Source organism: Synechocystis sp. PCC 7339 (assembly GCF_019924095.1).
Taxonomy (GTDB): Bacteria; Cyanobacteriota; Cyanobacteriia; order Cyanobacteriales; family Microcystaceae; genus Synechocystis.
Genome location: NZ_CP063659.1, coordinates 3375099 through 3393351 on the forward strand (window position 1 = coordinate 3375099; position 18253 = coordinate 3393351).

General features: G+C 47.9%; 20 protein-coding genes and 1 other RNA gene. 9 read left to right on the forward strand and 12 right to left on the reverse strand.

Going from position 1 to position 18253, the window contains the following annotated elements; all coding sequences use genetic code 11:
• Window positions 1-463: 463 nt before the first annotated feature.
• Window positions 464-2452, reverse strand: coding sequence for an SUMF1/EgtB/PvdO family nonheme iron enzyme (locus IQE94_RS15940; RefSeq protein ID WP_223342290.1), 1989 nt, complete (start codon window positions 2450-2452; stop codon window positions 464-466).
• A gap of 131 nt (window positions 2453-2583) precedes the next feature.
• Between IQE94_RS15940 and IQE94_RS15945 the strand changes: the two genes are divergently transcribed.
• Both IQE94_RS15945 and IQE94_RS15950 read left to right on the forward strand, forming a co-directional pair.
• Window positions 2584-2793: a prevent-host-death protein gene (locus IQE94_RS15945; RefSeq protein WP_212720153.1), complete on the forward strand. Its 210-nt coding sequence runs from the start codon at window positions 2584-2586 to the stop codon at window positions 2791-2793.
• Window positions 2774-3031: a Txe/YoeB family addiction module toxin gene (locus tag IQE94_RS15950; protein WP_212720152.1), complete on the forward strand. Its 258-nt coding sequence runs from the start codon at window positions 2774-2776 to the stop codon at window positions 3029-3031. The genes IQE94_RS15945 and IQE94_RS15950 overlap by 20 nt, the downstream gene beginning before the upstream one ends.
• On the opposite strand, the gene IQE94_RS18695 is transcribed toward IQE94_RS15950, so the two are convergent.
• Genes IQE94_RS18695 through IQE94_RS15960 form a run of 3 tightly spaced genes read right to left on the reverse strand, consistent with a single transcriptional unit; the run spans window position 3025 to window position 4497 of the window.
• A complete protein-coding gene (locus IQE94_RS18695) occupies window positions 3025-3522 on the reverse strand; it encodes a PP2C family serine/threonine-protein phosphatase (RefSeq protein ID WP_370630484.1) in 498 nt (165 codons plus the stop codon). The two genes, IQE94_RS15950 and IQE94_RS18695, sit on opposite strands and share 7 nt — an antisense overlap.
• Entirely contained in the window at window positions 3516-3827 is a 312-nt protein-coding gene (locus tag IQE94_RS18700; RefSeq protein WP_212720148.1) for a protein phosphatase 2C domain-containing protein, read from the reverse strand. The genes IQE94_RS18695 and IQE94_RS18700 overlap by 7 nt, the downstream gene beginning before the upstream one ends.
• A 13-nt stretch (window positions 3828-3840) precedes the next feature.
• Complete coding sequence (locus IQE94_RS15960; protein WP_212720146.1) at window positions 3841-4497, reverse strand: VWA domain-containing protein; 657 nt, start codon at window positions 4495-4497, stop codon at window positions 3841-3843.
• Window positions 4498-4776: 279 nt separating this feature from the next.
• On the opposite strand from IQE94_RS15960, the gene IQE94_RS15965 reads away from it, so the two are divergent.
• Window positions 4777-6342: an NAD(P)H-quinone oxidoreductase subunit N gene (locus IQE94_RS15965; protein WP_212720144.1), complete on the forward strand. Its 1566-nt coding sequence runs from the start codon at window positions 4777-4779 to the stop codon at window positions 6340-6342.
• Window positions 6343-6855: 513 nt separating this feature from the next.
• Here IQE94_RS15965 and psaK read toward each other — a convergent pair.
• The 6 genes from psaK to rnpB all read right to left on the reverse strand — a co-directional run bounded on the left by psaK (window position 6856) and on the right by rnpB (window position 10383).
• A complete protein-coding gene (psaK, locus tag IQE94_RS15970; protein WP_194018271.1) occupies window positions 6856-7116 on the reverse strand; it encodes a photosystem I reaction center subunit PsaK in 261 nt (86 codons plus the stop codon).
• 184 nt (window positions 7117-7300) lie between these two features.
• Window positions 7301-8086, reverse strand: a complete 786-nt coding sequence (gene cobK / locus IQE94_RS15975; RefSeq protein WP_223342291.1) for a precorrin-6A reductase — start codon at window positions 8084-8086, stop codon at window positions 7301-7303.
• 11 nt (window positions 8087-8097) lie between these two features.
• Window positions 8098-8856, reverse strand: a complete 759-nt coding sequence (lptB, locus tag IQE94_RS15980) for an LPS export ABC transporter ATP-binding protein (RefSeq protein ID WP_204250435.1) — start codon at window positions 8854-8856, stop codon at window positions 8098-8100.
• A 23-nt stretch (window positions 8857-8879) separates the two neighbouring features.
• Window positions 8880-9416 (reverse strand): LptA/OstA family protein, encoded by a 537-nt coding sequence (locus IQE94_RS15985; RefSeq protein ID WP_223342292.1) that lies wholly within the window; start codon window positions 9414-9416, stop codon window positions 8880-8882.
• Between the two features lie 145 nt (window positions 9417-9561).
• Entirely contained in the window at window positions 9562-9936 is a 375-nt protein-coding gene (locus IQE94_RS15990; protein WP_212720138.1) for a DUF1818 family protein, read from the reverse strand.
• 37 nt (window positions 9937-9973) lie between these two features.
• Window positions 9974-10383, reverse strand: an RNA gene (gene rnpB, locus IQE94_RS15995) — RNase P RNA component class A.
• Window positions 10384-10498: 115 nt separating this feature from the next.
• On the opposite strand from rnpB, the gene IQE94_RS16000 reads away from it, so the two are divergent.
• The 5 genes from IQE94_RS16000 (at window position 10499) to speB (ending at window position 15655) form a co-directional block, all read left to right on the forward strand.
• Window positions 10499-11395 (forward strand): amino acid ABC transporter substrate-binding protein, encoded by an 897-nt coding sequence (locus IQE94_RS16000; RefSeq protein ID WP_212720136.1) that lies wholly within the window; start codon window positions 10499-10501, stop codon window positions 11393-11395.
• Between the two features lie 184 nt (window positions 11396-11579).
• Window positions 11580-13058 (forward strand): GH3 auxin-responsive promoter family protein, encoded by a 1479-nt coding sequence (locus IQE94_RS16005; protein WP_223342293.1) that lies wholly within the window; start codon window positions 11580-11582, stop codon window positions 13056-13058.
• A gap of 138 nt (window positions 13059-13196) precedes the next feature.
• Window positions 13197-13763, forward strand: coding sequence for a photosystem I assembly protein Ycf4 (locus tag IQE94_RS16010; RefSeq protein WP_190598615.1), 567 nt, complete (start codon window positions 13197-13199; stop codon window positions 13761-13763).
• Window positions 13764-13984: 221 nt separating this feature from the next.
• A complete protein-coding gene (locus IQE94_RS16015) occupies window positions 13985-14734 on the forward strand; it encodes a peptidylprolyl isomerase (protein ID WP_212720132.1) in 750 nt (249 codons plus the stop codon).
• Window positions 14735-15655 carry an agmatinase gene (speB, locus tag IQE94_RS16020; RefSeq protein ID WP_212720130.1) on the forward strand — a complete coding sequence of 307 codons (921 nt, stop codon included), beginning with the start codon at window positions 14735-14737 and terminating at the stop codon, window positions 15653-15655. It begins immediately after the preceding gene.
• A 270-nt stretch (window positions 15656-15925) separates the two neighbouring features.
• Here speB and IQE94_RS16025 read toward each other — a convergent pair whose 3' ends face one another.
• Complete coding sequence (locus IQE94_RS16025; RefSeq protein ID WP_212720121.1) at window positions 15926-16840, reverse strand: histone deacetylase; 915 nt, start codon at window positions 16838-16840, stop codon at window positions 15926-15928.
• A gap of 145 nt (window positions 16841-16985) precedes the next feature.
• Here IQE94_RS16025 and psbM point away from each other — a divergent pair, with 145 nt between their 5' ends.
• Window positions 16986-17093, forward strand: coding sequence for a photosystem II reaction center protein PsbM (gene psbM, locus IQE94_RS16030; protein ID WP_010871338.1), 108 nt, complete (start codon window positions 16986-16988; stop codon window positions 17091-17093).
• 114 nt (window positions 17094-17207) lie between these two features.
• Here the strand turns inward: psbM and IQE94_RS16035 are convergent, their stop codons facing one another.
• Window positions 17208-18062, reverse strand: a complete 855-nt coding sequence (locus IQE94_RS16035; RefSeq protein ID WP_212720119.1) for a universal stress protein — start codon at window positions 18060-18062, stop codon at window positions 17208-17210.
• Window positions 18063-18253 lie beyond the last annotated feature (191 nt).

An 18253-nucleotide genomic window follows, 5' to 3' on the forward strand; every position in this document is an offset into this window, starting at 1 on the left:
ATCCGTTAATTTCCCAGTAGTAGATTAATGCATGGGCTTCACAACTATCATATTGTCCAGAATAAGTACGAAGAAGATCACATTTTAGTCGATAAACCTCGTTTGTCTTAAGAGTCATTTCCAGATTCTTTTCTTGATAATCTATGTAGAAATTATGTGGCTTCATAAAATTTAAGGTCAATGAATTAAAGGTTTTCCAGGTATAGGGAAGGAAGCTAAGGTCATACTTCTTACTACATAATCCAGTGACTGATCTCTGAAATACGTTAGTCGATCTGCTTTTAGTTTGTGATATAGCCATTTATTTCTGAGGATGCTGAAAACAAATCCACCCTTCTGTAATAACTCTAGGCTAAATTTAGAAAACTCCTGAGCTTATGTTGTCATCCGCAATGGACGAGAAAAAATCGACCCGCTTAACGGCGGAAAACCTAAAAAGAAAAAGGATAAAATAAATCTTGCCTTACGCCAGAACTAAACGAAAACCGAAGCCGGTGCCGTACTGCGTGCTACCACGCTGCATGTGTATACGGTTGGCGGAACGAAACTGTTTAGGAGATCTGCCCCCTGAACTGCCCCGGCATACTCGACCTCTCGTTTCATTATGGTTATCATTCCATGGACTTCCATCTGTTGGCGCTCCTTCATAATTTTCATGCCAGCCATCTTCACACCATTCCAACATATTGCCGTGCATATCGTGTATTCCCCAGGGGTTAGGCTTCTTTTTACCTACAGGAGAATAACTTAGATCGTTAATACTTGTAAGCCAAGCATATTTTTCTAAGACTTCTGCATTATCTCCAAAGGAATAGCGGGTTGTCGTTCTACCCCGGCAAGCGTATTCCCATTCCGCTTCACTGGGTAATCGGTAGGTTTTTCCTGTCAACTCATATAACCTTCGACAAAATTCTTTGCAATCGTCCCAACTCACTTCTTCCACTGGATTTTGGGGATCATTATCAAAATGAGAAGGGTTGGTGTCCATCACGGCCTGCCATTGGGCCTGAGTAACGGGATATTTTCCGATTGCAAAGCTGAGCACCGCCACTTCCTGTTGGGGAAATTCACTATCCCATGCATCTGGGTCACTTTTGTGAGATCCAATTAAAAATTTTCCGGCTGGCAAACCCACCATTTCCAGTTGAATTCCATTTGGCAGTTCTTCTGTAAATGGAGTTGGCTTTAAATAAACTGCCGGTTTAGCTGGTGGTAGAATTTTTTGGGTAACAGAAAGCGGTTGAGCAAAAATTTTAATCCCAGCGGCACCACCCACTGTAGCTAAACCCAAACCTGCTAATACTTTCCGTCTTGACCATTTTTGAGGAAGTTGCTTTGGTGGTGGCGACACCTTTGGTAAGCTAATTTTTGTCTTACTAGCAGAAGGATCGGTTACATTTGAGGCAGTTTGAGGCGCAACCAAAGCATTGCCTGGAAAAAGATCAAACTTTAAATCCCTCGCCCGATCGCACCAATAGCAATGGCCATAACTGGCACTGTAATGATGGCTATCCACCTTACCGCAGGAAACTATGTCATTTAAACTGAGCTCCAACACTTTGACCCAATCCCCCGCTGTGGGTCGTTTATGGGGAAATTGATGTCCGTCGTTAAAGCAATGCAAAAAACAAGCTTGTAACTGAGGATGGAGAATTTCCAATGGCATCGTCGTTTGACTCGGCAAAATTAAACTGTCGGACGAAAATGGCCATAGGCCCCGTCGAATTAATTCCGACTGCTCCGGCGGATCTCCTGACCCCTGCCACAATCCTCGAAACGGTGGCCCACCAAATAAAAGGTAATAAATTACCACGCCCAAGCGAAAGCGATCATGGACTTCCGTTTGATTTACCGAAGCAATATCCACCCCAATCAATTCCGCCGGGGTAAACCCTTCTGAACCCACTAAACAACGATAAATTTTATCGCTGTACGGGTCGGGAACTTGAAAAGAATCCGTATCAATGATGGTGGGCAAAGCTCGATTATTGACCAGAATATTTTCTAGCTTAATATCCCCCAACACATAGCCCTTGGCATGAATCGCTTGGATAATTCCCGCCACATTCCGGGCTACCACATGGAGAAAATACCAATCAACCTGTAGCTTTAATCTTCGCCTTAACTGTGGTGTACAAAGTTTTAATAAAGTTTGGGAACCCACCACCTCCGGCATCAAAAATCCCGCCGCTTCCCCAGCTTCATCTTCCAGAATCGAATAGGGCCAAGCAAAGGAAATATGGTTGAGATGGCTATTGGGATCACTGGGAGCTTGGATCACCATTAACTGCAACTTGGCAATGCGCTCATTGTGGCGATCGTGGTAGATTTTTGCCAAATAGCCCTTGAAGTCCGTCCGCCATACCTTTGCTTCACCACTGTGGGCTAATTCCTCCGTCAAGATAATGAGTTTGTTATTGCGTCGACAGAGATAAATAGGGGAAGAGACCATAACAAAATACTTATCAGTCAAGAAAATTTAAGAACGCCTTCACGAAGTACCACCATTTTACTGATTGCCAACCAGTGCATGACTGGGGTTAACCTTAAGTTATTATTAAGATAATTTTCTTTCTTTGACCAATGAGTTCTTCCGAAATCCAGTACGTTTCCGATGAAGCTGGCAGAGCCGTTGCTGTGCTGGTTCCCATTGACCTATGGCAGGAAATTCAATCCGAAAGGGAAACTGCTTATCTTCTGAAGAGCGAGAGCATGAAGAATCGCTTACTGGAAGCCAAGGGACGAAACACAGGGTTTAGTCTGGTGGAAGTTAATGAAAAACTTGGAATTTGACCCTAATGCCTTTGATGATCTGCAATGGTGGATTGAGCATGATCGCAAACAGGCCTTAAGGATTATGAAATTAATTAAAGAAATTCAGCGAGATCCTTTTACCGGATTGGGAAAACCAGAACCTTTAAAACATGAATTATCAGGCTGTTGGTCACGGAGAATTACCCAGGAGCACCGTTTAATTTATGAAGTTCAAAATGAAAAAATTCGCATTCTAGCTTGTCGTTATCATTACTGATTGTTTGTCCATAATGCCAACAATAAAGTTTTATCGTCGGTTGTGCGAGCATTCAAATCTTTCCGTTGTAAAAATTCTTTCAGATCTTCCTCTAATGGTTGCTCAGTTGTCTGTAAATACTGTTCTAACGGTTGAAAAAATGGCGGAAAAGGTTGCCAATCAGCATAATTAATTGCTACTTTTTCCACTCCATCGGTGGCGGCACAAATAAATTCTAAAGGTTCAGCTAAAACTCGAATTTGCATTTCCGCCGAAGCATTAGCAGAAGTAACGAAGGTGGTCTCGTTGATATACTCCCCCTTATCGGGTTGAAATAATAACTGGTATTTCTCACCCACAGGTTTAGCCAGAATAAAACCATCCCCAATTTGCATCGCCACTAACCATTTTGAAGTAGCAATAAACACCAATAAAGTGGTGGCAAGATCAGGAAATTCAACTTTAGACACTTGAGTTACGTGTTGTAATTCCTGTTGAACTTTTGTCAACAAAAGAGGAAAAAAAATTGCTCAAAAATAGCTGATAAAGTTTTTTCTGATCCTTCCTCTGCTAAGGTTTGATTTTCGGAATTTTGCTCATCAAAACCCCCGCTCACTAGATCAAGAACAAACTGAATCGCCGTTTCCACTGCCACCTTGGCCCCCAGGTCAGAATGCTTGGCACTGCCAGCTCCATCGGCTACTGCCCCAATTAAGATGTCTTTGCCCAGGGTTTGATAAGCTCCGTAATCCTGGCAAGGCAACCCTGTTTCGACATGAAAACTGCCGATCGCCGACTGACAAACCGTTCTCCACATTGTTAAATTCCCCCTAGGTGGTGATTTGTCCCCAACTAACTGGAGGTAAGGCAATGGACTCCCCAACTTTACTGCCGGATACCCGCTTCATTGAACTACTTAACCACTGGAATAGATCCCGAAAATCTAAGCCATTGAGTAATACCGGGGGATTATTGGAAATTTGCCTCAACTTTGCCATATCTGCCCCCTGTACGCCAACGGAGAAAAATAATAGGCGATTTGCCGCTTCTGCCTGTTGCACTCGCTGGGCCGCATTGAGCCATTGATCTGTGGGCGCACCGTCGGTAATCAAAAACACCCAAGGCCGGTAATATTGAATGCCATGGCTTTTGTACACCGCCTTACGATCCTCCACTAGATCCAATGCCAACTCAATGGCTTCTCCCATGGGAGTCAAATCTCCGGCTTCCAGAATGGGAGGACTAAATCGGTCAATTCCGACAAAGTCCTGCACTGTTTGCACCCCACCATTGCCAAAGGTCACTACGGCTGTTTCCACACTCAACATTGCTTGGGTATCGCGCAACACATCCTGCTGAAAGGTTTTAATGCCCTCATTCAAAGCCCTAATCGGCGCTCCTTGCATCGAGCCAGATGTGTCCAGTACCAGAACCACCGGACAGCGATTCTCCTGGTTTTCCATAAATTCAGCAACACCGATGGGCATAGCTTTGAGACCTCATTAGCTCCTTTAGTGAAATTGTATCTTATTCATACCTATAATACTAATTGATTTATTGATAGTCTTTATCCGTGCTTTTCTGAAATTTCCTCCAGGTTGCTAAGGCCGATCAATTTGATGAATGGGGAGTGATTATGCCATCATGGGGCTCCTTTGCCATTGGCCAAAACTAGGGAAGTACTAATAAATTCCATCACCTATTCTAATTCTCCTTTGCGGCAAACCTGCGCTAAGCTTATTCGTGAGCATTTCTCGGTTGTACCTATGGACTTTTCTAGTAACGTTGCAGCGCAACTCAATGCGGGGACAATTTTGCCGGAGGGCGTTGTTATTGTCACTCTCCTGCTTGTGCTAATTGTGGATTTGATTGGAGGACGAAAGGTAGCTTTGGCCCTGCCCTATCTGGCGATCGCCGGTTTATTAGTGTCGGTGGGTTTGCTAGTTACTTCCTGGTCCATGGCGGATCCCATCGGTTTTATCGGCGCTTTTAACGGGGATAACCTCAGCGTTATTTTCCGAGGCATCATTGCCTTGTCCACCGTTGTCACCATTTTGATGTCGGTGCGCTACGTCCAACAAACGGGGACTTCCTTGGCGGAATTCATTGCCATTTTGCTCACCGCCACCTTAGGGGGCATGTTCCTCTCGGCGGCCAACGAGTTGGTGATGATTTTCATCTCCCTGGAAATGCTCAGTATTTCCTCCTACCTAATGACCGGTTACATGAAACGGGACCCCCGTTCCAATGAAGCGGCGTTGAAATATTTGCTCATTGGTGCTTCTAGTTCTGCCATTTTTCTTTACGGTCTTTCCCTGCTCTACGGTTTGTCCGGCGGCGAAACCCAGTTGGTATTAATTGCGGAAAAGTTAGTCAATGCCGACAGTATGGGTCAATCCCTCGGTCTGGCGATCGCCCTAGTCTTTGTCATTGCCGGTATTGCCTTTAAAATTTCCGCTGTGCCCTTCCACCAATGGACCCCCGACGTTTACGAAGGTTCTCCCACCCCAGTGGTAGCTTTTCTTTCGGTGGGATCTAAGGCGGCTGGTTTTGCAGTGGCCATTCGGTTGTTGGTGACCGCCTTTGGTGGCATTACCGATGAATGGCACGTTATTTTCACAGCTCTGGCAGTGTTGAGCATGGTGCTGGGCAACGTGGTGGCCCTGGCCCAAACCAGCATGAAACGGATGTTGGCCTACTCTTCCATTGGTCAGGCGGGCTTTGTGATGATTGGCCTAGTGGCCGGCAGTGAAGATGGTTACGCCAGCATGGTGTTTTACCTTCTTATTTACCTGTTTATGAACCTGGGGGCGTTTAGTTGCATCATCCTCTTTACTCTCCGCACTGGCAGTGACCAAATTAGTGATTATGCCGGTCTCTACCACAAAGATCCTCTACTCACCCTAGGCTTGAGCATTTGTTTATTGTCCCTGGGTGGTATCCCCCCCCTTGCAGGCTTTTTCGGCAAAATTTACATCTTCTGGGCCGGTTGGCAGTCAGGATTGTACGGCTTAGTTCTCCTCGGCTTGGTCACAAGCGTTGTTTCCATCTACTACTACATTCGAGTGGTAAAAATGATGGTGGTGAAGGAACCTCAGGAAATGTCCGACGTAATCAAAAATTATCCGGCCATCAAATGGAATTTGCCTGGTATGCGTCCCCTACAGGTAGGCATTGTCGCTACCCTGGTGGCCACCTCCCTAGCCGGTATTCTTGCCAACCCCCTCTTTAACTTAGCCACCGACTCTGTGGTCAGCACCAAGATGTTGCAGACAGCCCTTCAGCAAACGGAAGACACTGCGGCGATCGCCATTTCCCATGATTTACCCTAGTAGGGGTAGCAGGAAATATTCCTTTGGCTTTGAAGGCAACAGCTAATGAGTGTGACCATAGAAACCGATTGAAAGGAGATCTTGGGGGAAATTAAGACTAAACTCGACGATCTCCAAAAACAGGTAACTTCCCTCAAGATTGATATGGCAACGGTTAAAACCGAGTTGTCTGCGGTCAACATGGAGATAGTTGCAGTCAAGGATGATGTTAAAAATGTCAAAGGGCGGGCTAAGAACGTGTTTGGAAAGTTTTATTCCGCCACCTAAAGCTCCGGCAATACTGGGGGACTTTTACTCAGTTTCCCCACAAATTTGGGGGTTCGGGAGGGCTTTTAAAACAGGCTCTAATGCTCAAATTTGAGCGTTGATTCTTGCCGTCATCGGAGCGATAATTACCACCTTGGTGCGTTTTGGCATTTTCCCTAATCCCTAGCAAAAAACGATCAGGCTTTTGGCCCGATCGCCTTTAATATTTTCCCAAAGGATAAAAGCTAGTCTATTCAGAACTAAGTCTTAAAGTACTCCCATATTTGCCAATCCCAGGATTACTCCAGCGCCGAGGATGTGGCCAAAGCTGGCAGTGCCCAGCACAGCCCCTAAACCAAATCCACCAAAGAAATTGGGGGAAGGCATGGGGGTGCCCACACTTTGTTGTTTGATAGTGAATTTACCAAAGGCGATCGCCAAAATGTTGCAAGCAATCATTACCCCAGCAACTTTGGGGCTCCAGGACAGGGTAGCGGGAACGGCGGTGGCCAATAAAAAGCTATGCATTGAGTTCTCCTTGATCGTAAACGATGATTTTAAGACTATTTTTAACGGCGATGGCATCCACCATTAGGCATTGGGCGACAATGGCGACCAAACCAACGTTAAAAGTTTTATCTTAAGGTTCACCTTTGCTTCCCAGGAAAATCTCGTTGCAATACTTAACAAAGCCTCCGGCCAATTGTCACATTTAGGTTCGTAAATGACTCTGACAAAACTGGTAGATCGGAGCAAGATCATTCACAGTCTGCCCTACTTTGTTCTCGGGTCGGGCAATTCTGATCAGAGTTACCCCCAAAGCTTGAGCTACCCTTTTTTTTACATCTTCTCCCCCTTGGGCACCGGAGGCTTTCGTGACCACCACTTGGATTTGCCATTGTTGCCATAGGGCGATTTCCAACGATTCAGCTACGGGGGGGCGTAGGGCAATTATTCGGTCGGAGGTAAATCCGGCGGCGATCGCCTGGGCTAGGGCTTGGGGATAGGGCAGAGTGCGGGCAAATAGAAGAGCTTGGCTATGCAGGGTACTGAAATGGCCCAACCAGCGGGCGCCCACGGTCAGTAACACCCTTTTACCCACTAGGTATGTTTGATAAGACCCGGTGGTTAAACTATCAACGTCGGGCACTTCCAGGGTGTTTTCTCCCAACGCCAGAGGCGGGCGCTCAAATCGGATATAGGGAATATGTCTTTCCTTGGCGATCGCCGTGACGGTGGCAGTAATTTGGGTCGCAAAAGGATGGGAAGCATCGACAATGACAGTAATGCCGTGGCGTTCTAGAAAGGCTGGTATTTCCTCCGGGCTTAAGGCTCCGACGTGAACTCTTAAACTAGGATGAATGGGATATAAGTGCCTGGCCTCCGGGGTCGTGACTGTCACCAGACAACCTATGCTCTGGGTAATGAGTTCCTCGGCGATCGTGCGACTATCCACCGTTCCGCCAATTAACCAAACGCTTGGTAGGTTATCCACCATGATTTGAGTACTTACAACTGGAATTTTTCGCCCAGATAATATTGCCGCACCAAAGGATTTTCCGATAACTCTCCCGCACTGCCGGAAGCCAAAATTTGCCCGTCCCGCATAATGTAACCCCGGTTGGTGATGGCTAGGGTTTCCCGCACATTGTGGTCGGTGATTAAAATACCCATATTTCGTTCCCGCAACTGGGCAATGATGGTCTGAATTTCCGCCACAGCAATGGGATCAACCCCCGCAAAGGGTTCATCCAACAATAAAAATTGTGGTCCTTCCACCCCGATCGCCAGGGCCCGGGCCAGCTCAGTGCGCCGTCGTTCTCCCCCGGAAATTTGCGAGCCTTGGGTGTTAGCTACCTTTTCCAAGCGAAATTCTGCCAATAGTTGCTCAAGCCGATGTTTTCTTAGGGGCGGTGACACCCCAGTTTGTTCTAAGGCAAGGAGAATATTATCCCGCACACTCAACTGACGAAAGACGCTGGCCTGCTGGGTAAGATAACCTAAGCCCAAATGGGCCCTCTGGTTAAGGGGTAAATTCGTGATGTCCCGCTGGTGGAGCCACACTCGACCCGTATTAGGTTTTACCAGTCCCGTAGCAATGTAAAAGGTAGTGGTTTTTCCGGCGCCGTTGGGGCCCAGCAAACCGACAATTTCCCCAGGGGCGACCTGGGCGTTGACCCGATTGACCACACAACGTTTGCCGTAGAGTTTATGGATATTTTCTAAAACTAAGGTCACGATCGCCGTTCTCGCTAAAAAGCCTGTCACCGAATGCCGTTAGTATCCCACAGCTAAGAACCCAGGGGAGGCAAATCCGGCAAAGTTTCACCAGGCAGGGGATTGGGGCCAGTGGGGGAAGGTCCGGCTGGATTTTGGGACTCCTCCACTAGATAAATCGATTCCACCTGTTGATTGGCTTCGGGGTTAGCAACGAAGCGCCCTTCATCCACCAAATAGGTCATGGTTTCCGCCCGCATACTGTTGCCATCCTGGAGCACATAGACGTTGCCGCTGAGTACTAACCGTCTCTCCTGGGAAAAATACTGGGCCTGGGCCGCCGTTGCTTGCAAATTGCGAGCAGGATAGTAAACTTGAACGTTACCACGGGCAGTTACCACTCCAGTTTGGGAGTTGGCCTCTTGGATGTCAGAGCGAACGGTCATGGGGCTAGAAGGGGCCGTTTGAGCCACCACCGAGGAACCGGTGTTAACAGGCAGTGAAGATAAGCTCCATAAGGAGGCCAAGGCGATCGCCAACCAGCCCCAATGGCAAGATAGCAAACGAGGGGGAAGAAAACTTTGAGGTAATACCACGGGCAAACGAATCATAATCGCTAACGGGCAGGCTATGAAAACAAGCAGGGGAAGATTGTCAACCCAATAAAGCTAGTGTAGCGAATTCGGGCAATCTCTTTGGGCCGCTGAGGTCAAAAATCCATCCTCCACCCTTGGGTTTTGGACGTTAACCCTGACTTTAGGTTTCCCCTGAGCCATAGCTCTGCAAGCTAGCTAACAATGCTGGCACTATTGTCGCCGGCCAACCCCCTTCCGCTTTACGCCCTTGGTGCAAAATAAACCTCAATCCGTAGGCGTGGGCGTAGCCCTCAATCTCCAGCCAAATTAACTCACTGCTCAGTTCACAACAAATTTTTTCCTCCTCCATTAACTCCTCGGCGATCGCCGTGACAGTCTCGGCCAACTCCCGACTTAAACGCTTAAAATCAGCAAATTCTGCCCTGGTCAACTCCAACGCCCAATCCTCTGAGCCGAGTAAAAAGGGAAAAGTCTCGGCATTGGGATCAAAACCCCAGCGCCAACCAGGACCTTCCTGAATGATTTTGATCTGCACTCTGTCCTGTTCCTATGGGCAAAGGATATACAAAGAAAAAAGAGAGTTAGTCGTAAGCCGGGTTCTGTTCCAGGATGCGAAGCACCCTAGGGGAGTTATCTATCTGGGAAATTTGTTACCAAATTCCTCAAGCGGTTCCACCAATCATGGGGCAGGAAAAAGACCAACCTTTGCCCCTCCGACCTTGCTTCCAACCGGGGTTTACCGAGCCAGTACCTCTCGATACTGCTGGTGCGCTCTTACCGCACCTTTGCACCCTTACCTTGACAGTTATCATTTACCAGGGGTTTAGACTGATCACTGTTTACTGAAAAGGCGGTATTTTTCTGTGGCACTATCCTCACGCTCGCGCGCACTGGGCGTTACCCAGCAAGTTTGGCCTTTGGGAAGCCCGGACTTTCCTCAGATTCCCTGTGACAGGAATCCGCAACTCCCGCCCTAACTCTCTTTTTCTAGTGTGCCATTGATTAGATCCATAGGCCGCTGTGGTTTCTGGTCCCCATTGGTTGAAACTTCATTGCCCCCTCCGTAGTCTTGGGAAATTGGTGCTAGGAGTTGACCAATGAAAAAATTTGCCTGTTTAGCTTTGTCCGTATTACTCAGTGGAGCCGTGGGCTTACCTAGTGGGGCCGGAGAAGTATTGGATCGCATTGAACAAACGGGGGTGATTAATGCTGGCACCAGAAAGGATGCGGTTCCCTTCGCCTATGTCAATGACCAGGGACAATGGGTGGGTTTTTCCATCGATATGCTGGAATTAATTCGCCGGGAAGCGGAAGCCAGACTAGGCAAGCCCATTAAACTAAATATGGTGGAAGCCACCGCCGATAACCGCTTTGACTTAATTAAAGATCAAACTATTGACTTAGAATGCGCTTCTTCCACTTTCACCTGGAATAGAACAGCAATGGTGGATTTTTCGGTGAGTTACTTTGCTGACGGCACCAAAATTATCACCGGGGTGGACAGTGATCTAGAATCCGCCGATTCCTTGGCAGGCCAGGCGATCGGGGTTATCGCCGACACCACCAATGAAAAAGCCATTATTAACTTCCAGCCCGGGGCGACTATCGTTGAAGTTGAAGACCAAGCTGATGGTATGGCCAAGCTCGAAGCTGGAGAAATCGAAGCCTTTGCCGGAGATGGCATTGTTTTGGCCGGATTGAAAAAAACTTCCGACAATCCCCAACAGTGGAAGGTGGTGCCGAATTTTCCTTATCAGTACGAAGCCTATGCCTGTTTATTGCCCAAAGATGATTCAGATTGGCGCAATTTGGTCAATTATACCCTGCTCAAATATATGGAGGGGGTAATCAGTGATCAGAGAACAGCGGTGGAGATCTATGAACGGTGGTTCGATGAAGAAACTGGCGTTGCTCCCTATCCCCGGGAAACAATTAACGATTATTATCAGGGCATTGTGGATAGCTTTGAGTGGATTCCCATTATCAGCTATTAGTAATTGTTAGCAAAGCTTGAAGTGGAGACGAGTTCCCTCTGGCTTTTATTGCTAGGAAAGTAAGTAGAAAAATTTTTCCTCGTCAACATCAATGGTGATTGGTGTTAACTTTGGGTGGCCATGACCATTGTGAAACATATTTGTAATTCTTTTAGCTGAGAAATGATCAAACTAAACCTTTCCTATGCATGATTTTTTTTTGAGGATCAGTAAACACCTATTAAAACCAGCTTTTGATCGTTTTAATTACGCATTACATCAGCCTGAAGTTGAACAAGAAAGGTTAAAAACTAAAATCATTCAGCGCTTAATTTATACCAGTTATGGTCAATCTTTGAGGATCAAAAAAGACTCGCCTTGGTTCGCTATTCCCATAGTTAATTATGAAGATTTTTACCCCTGGTTGAAACAGCAGCAAGCCTCGCCTACACAATCGATAATCACCAACGAAAAAATTCGATCTTGGCAACAAACTTCCGGCAGTTCTGGAGCAAGTAAACAAATTCCCTACACCCATGGTTTACTGACTGCGTTTACGTTTATGTTTGCAGTCTGGGCCTACGATTTACTCCATCATGGCCCAAGTTTTTGCACAGGTAAAACCTATGCTTGTATTTCTCCCACCCTTGGCGATCGCCCTGGGGGCATTGATGACACGGATTATTTGACGGGGCCTTTGCGTTGGCTTAGCGGTCATTTTTTAGTGCGGGTAGGTAATCATTTTCCCGACGGAGACACTTTTCGTTGGGCTTTAGCTTTAGCTTTATTGCAAAATCCAGACCTAGAAATTATTTCCCTTTGGAGTCCAACTTTTTTGACGGTGCAATTAATGTTTATAGCCCAGCATCGTCATGCCTTAATTACGACCCTTGGCGATCGCCTGGATGCTGCCAGACGGAAAGCGCTAGAAACGGAGCCGATTAACTGGTTAAAAATCTGGCCACAGTTAAAGCTGATTTCTTGTTGGGATCAACTATTTGCCAGGAACCAAGCCGGGGTTTTACAGGCTTATTTTCCCGGAATATTCATCCAAGGAAAAGGTCTATTAGCCACGGAAGCGCCCATTACCATTCCCCTAATCAAGGCTGGGGGATTTGTGCCTTTAGTAAACCAAATTGTGTTGGAATTTATGGCTGCTGATGGCACTATTGTTGATCTGGCCAACGTACAAACAGGGCAAATTTATCAATTAATTATCTCCACTCCAGGGGAACTATACCGTTATCGCCTCGGCGATCGTCTTCAGGTATCCCATTGGTACCTTAAAACGCCTTGCTTGGCCTTGGTGGGTAGGGGCGATCGGGTAAGTGACTTGGTGGGGGAGAAATTAACCGAAGAATTTGTGGCTGAAACTCTTAATAATCTTGGCTTAGTCAATAACACTGATCTTTGTTGCTTGGTGCCAGTGTCAGAGCCCCAACCCCATTACGCTCTATACCTATCTCATGGAGCAATGATGGCGATCGCCGGAGAGGAACAAACATTGGCCCAGCGGTTAGATCACAGCCTCCAACGTAGTTTTCATTACCGTCGGGCTCGGCAATTGGCTCAGTTAGCTCCCGTGCAAGTGAGGACAGATGGTTATCCCCATGGGTTAACCCAGGGACGTTGGGGAGATGAAAAAGGTTATTACCTCCGCATTCCCCCTTCTAACCATGTTTGAACAGCACTCCTGACCCCCCAAATTGGGGACAAACTAGATACAATTCCTTCCTGGCGATCGCCCCATCTTCCAAGCCCCTAGCCCTGATGGGGTAAAATTCAAGGGTTGGTTTCGTTGTAATTATCATTAGAGAAATACATGGGTGGACAGACGCTCGCAGAATCTTCCCAAATTTTGCGCCAAGAAGTATTGGGAGCCCGCCGCTTCAGCAACTTTTTTTGGGCTGGAATTTCTACCATTGGCGGTGTCGGTTTCCTGTTGGCCGGCCTTTCTAGCTACTTCGGCAAAAATCTTTTGATTGTTAGTGACACCACCGGACTGCAATTTATTCCCCAAGGTGTAGCTCTACTTTTCTACGGTGTGGCTGGCAGCACAGTGGCAGGTTATCTCTGGTTGACCATGGCTCTGAATGTGGGCAGTGGTTACAACGAATTCAATAAAAAATCGGGGCAGGTGACCATTTTCCGTTGGGGCTTCCCCGGCAAAAATCGCCGCATTGAATTGGTCAATAAAATTGCCGATGTCCAGGCAGTAAAAGCAGAAATTAAAGAAGGTGTTAACCCCAAACGTTCCCTGTACCTCAAGGTTAAACAACGACGAGATATTCCCCTCACCAGGGCTGGGCAACCCATTTCCCTTTCCCAGTTGGAAAATCAAGGGGCCGAGTTGGCCCGGTTTCTGGGAGTGCCCCTGGAGGGTTTGTAAGGGGGGGCTTCTAAATTGCCGCTCCCATACGGCCAGATCCCGCCATCAGGCCCGCCAAATCCAGGGCAGGAACCGGGGATGTCAAATTGGCTCCATTCCCCCTGGATGACAATCGAGGTGGACTAAGATCCCTAGCAAGGGACTATGGTTTAGCTAATTCAGAAAAAGATAATGGACGTCCCCATTAGCAATTACGGAGAACATATAGGAGATTAGATTTTATGCGGATTTTACCGAAAATTAGCCGAGCCATCTGGTTTGTGGGCATCTTTTTTGCCGTCAATATCTTGCTCACTGCCTGCAATCAGCCATCTGCCAATTCTTCAGCAGATCCCTCCCCCACAGAAACCAACAGCCCAGTGGCTCAGCTAGCCACAGACCAATACAAGGACTATAAACCCCGCTTAAATGGCAAAGCCACCGTGGAAATGATGGTTAACGGCCAGCCGATCATTATTGAAGTGGACGGAGAAAATGCGCCGATCACCGCCGGTAACTTCGTTGACCTAGTGGAGCAGGGCTTCTACAACGGCTTAACCTTCCACAGGGTAGTGGATGGCTTTGTGGCCCAGGGGGGAGACCCCAAAGGCGACGGCACGGGCGGTTATGTAGATAAAAACACCCAACGTCCCCGCAATATTCCTTTGGAAATTAAGATTGACCCGGCCGTGGAAAATGCTCCAGAAGCGCCTTTATATGGTCAACCGGTGGGACAACAGGGCGGCTACAGCAGTCCACCCGTAGTGCTTCCCCATAAAATCGGTGCTGTGGCCATGGCCCGCTCCCAAATGCCAGATTCCGCCTCTTCCCAGTTCTATTTCACCCTCTCCGATGAAACGGGATTTTTAGACGGTGATTATGCCGTGTTTGGTTACGTCACCCAGGGCATGGATGAGGTGCTGAAGATCAAACAGGGGGACAAAATCCAGTCCGCCAAGGTAATTGCAGGGCAAAATAATTTAGAAAAATAGATGGATAGTTCTCGTAAAATTTCCCCCTCGCCCAAACAGTTCCTGGAGTCGGAAGCCATTACCCCCTATGCTGATGCCGCTGTGGTGGTGGTGCCTATTCCCTATGAGGCAACTACTTCCTACCGTAAGGGCTGTCAGTATGGCCCTGAAGCAGTACTGGAAGCTTCGGACCAGTTGGAAGCCTACGATGAAGAGTTGAATACTTCCCCTTGCTATGATTTGGGCATTTACACCTGTGCTCCTTTGGCGAATAACAACGAGCACACCGCTTTAGCAGGGGACGCCATGGTAACCCAGGTTTGTGACGGCATTGTCCCCTTTGTGGAGGATGGTAAATTTGTGGTGGCGATCGGTGGGGAGCATGCCATTACTACTGGGGTGGTGCGGGCTATGCAGAAGGGAACGTCGGAGCCTTTCACGGTGGTGCAAATTGATGCCCACGGGGACATGCGGGACAAATTTGAAGGTTCCCAGCATAACCATGCCTGTGTGATGCGTCGGGTGTTGGAATTGGGTTTACCCACTCTCCCGATCGCCATCCGGGCCATTTGTCAGGAAGAGGCAGATTTGATCAGGGAAAAAAATATTCCTGTTTTTTGGGCTAGGGAAATGGCTGAAAATCCCGATTGGATTGACCAGGCGATCGCCAGTATTGCCACAGATAAAGTCTTTCTCACCATCGACATGGACGGTTTTGATCCAGGTTTTATGCCGGGGGTGGGTACTCCCGAACCGGGGGGATTAAACTGGTACGAAGGGTTAAATTTTTTCCGCCGTCTTTTTCAAACCAAGCAAGTGATTGGTTGTGACCTGATGGAGTTGGCCCCGGTGCCAGGGTCGGTGGTGTCAGAATTTTCCACGGCTAAGCTAGCCTATAAGTTGATAGGTTACTGGGGAGAGTCCCAAAGGAGAAAGCTTTAGTCTCTGGTTGCCCATTCCTAGTGAAACACCCTCCTTTTAAGTTGGGGAAAAGAGTGTAAAGGTTTCTGGATCTCTAAGGTACTGAAAGGGGAGATCGAAACTTTACCCATTGCCTCTGAACTCAACTGGGAGCAAGATTCCATCAATCCCCCCCCTTAGAACGTTTTTGAAAAGCCCCCCTGACCCCCCAAATTTGGGGAGAAACAGAGGTAAAATTCCCGGAGTAGTGAGAAGATTTAGGAGACGAAATCAGACTCTACAAACAGGCTCTTAGAACAACAAGGGCTTAAGGGTTTCCACCACTGATTTGGCTAAGCTCGGTAAATGGTAGCCCCCTTCCAATCCTAAAACCAGATAGGGAGAGATTTCCATTAGATAATGGGTCATCATGCCGTAATCCTCTGGGATTAGGTTCATATAGGCCAAAGGATCGGCTCGGTTAGCGTCATAACCAGCACTCACCAACAGTAAATCCGGTTTGGCTTGCCGTAAAAACGGTAAAATCTGGTTCTCAAAGGCCTCTTGGTAAACTTTGCCGTCGCCCCCTGGTTTGAGGGGAATATTGAGCACATTGTTATGTTTCCCCCGATCGCCTGCGGCTCCTGTGCCGGGATAGCAGGGAAATTGATGCAGGGAACAATAAAAAATTTGGGGGTTATTTTCCACCAGTGCTTCAGTGCCATTGCCGTGGTGCACATCCCAATCCACAATGGCTACCCGTTCTACCCCTGGTCTAGTCAGAGCATAATGGGCGGCGATCGCCACACTGTTGAGCAAGCAGAAACCCATACCTGTATTGCGAATGGCATGGTGACCGGGGGGACGGGCCAACACAAACACCGCCTCCCGTTGGTTTAAGGCATGGTCAACCCCATCCAACCAGGCCCGCACCCCTAAGCGAGCTAGATCATAACTCTGGGGAGAAACAGGAGTATCGACATCGAGGGAACCGCCCCCCTCCTCAGCTAATCTTGCCAATTTATTTAAATATTCTTGGCTATGGCAGCGGAGAATGTATGGATATAAATTCCACGTCACCGGGGAAGGCCTTTGCCAATGGAGATAATTCGCCCCCGGCATCTGCCGTAAAGCCGTGGCGATCGCCGTCAGTCGGGCCGGACATTCGGGGTGGGTGGGGCCAGTATCGTGGTGTAAAAACTCTGCGCTGTAGATAATAGCGACCATGGTAGGTGGAGGAGAGTGAAATTAAGTAAGGAAAGCGGAGCAAAAAGTTTGGCCAGCCCCTCGGCCATTGCCCCAGGGCCATGACCCACCAATGCTATTCTAGGTAGGGTATTGAGCCAAATTTAAGATCGAGGCAGTTTAGGCTATGCAAGTTAATAATCTCGGCTTTATAGCAAGTATTTTATTTGTGTTGGTGCCAACGGTTTTCCTGTTGATCCTGTTTATTCAAACCGGTAAACAGAGCGAAAGCTAAGCCTTGGTTAACCATTGTCAAGCAGAACAGAGTTAGGGGCGGAGTCTATCCGGCCCCCTTTTTTTGTCCAATGGATGGTTAAAACGTGGGTAAGTATTTCCCTCTCGGTGGGGATCAAATCCCTTCTTTGCGGGCCAATAACACCGGACAGGGAGCATTTACCCGGATATAGTCCGATAGGGAAGTGCCCAACAGTCTGTCTAAATCTGGCAAACTCTTGGCAATGGAGGGGCGGCGATCGGGGGAACCCAAAAGTATCAAATCAGCGTTGTAGTCCTCTGCCAATTCACATAATTTTTCCCCTGGCTTACCCCCTGTTACGGTGCAACGATAGGCAACACCCAAACGCTTAGCCTTGGCGATCGCCGGGGCCAGGACAGGATTTTCCTCAATTTCTTGGCGGGAAAGGGGCAACAAATCCGGTTTGAGGTCGGGATTCACCCGAGCGAGGATTAATTCCCCTTCTGGATAGTCCCGCAAAAGCTCCAGGGCTAGTTCCAAGGCATACTGCGCCGCCGCGGACTTATCTAGGGCCACCATGACCCGTTTAATGCGCTTAACGTAAATATCGTCCTTCACCAACAACATGGGGTGGTTGGTCAGTTGAAACACATACTGACTGACGGAATTTTCTAAAATGGCCTCCAACCGCTTCAAGCCCCGAGAACCCATAATAATTAGGTCCGCATCAATTTCATTGGCCACATCACACACCACCCCCTTGGGATCGCCTTGGCGCAACACGGTGGAAACCTTACTGGGTTCGATGGCCACGTCTTCTAACAAATCCGCCAGGATTTTACCGCCCTCGGCCCATTTTTCCGTGAATGCCTCCGTGGTAATTTGGGGTGGAACCACGTGCAAAATCGTGATCGATGCCTTTTGCACCGCCGGAAAATCCATCATGGCCTTGAGCATTTCTTGGGTTTGGCTGGTGCCAGAATCTGCGTATAAAATTTTGCTAAGCATGATAATTGAGTTCCTTGAATCGGTTCAGGGAGAGTCTCACCGTGCCATAGAGATTGATAACGGCAAGCCCTCCTCGGTTAAGCCTTATCCCTTCAGAATAAGGCCAATGCAAGCGCAGAAATTTAACGACTTGTTGCGGACTTTCTCAGTCTTGGTGGGCCATGGTTTTAGAGGACTTCTAACCCAATGCC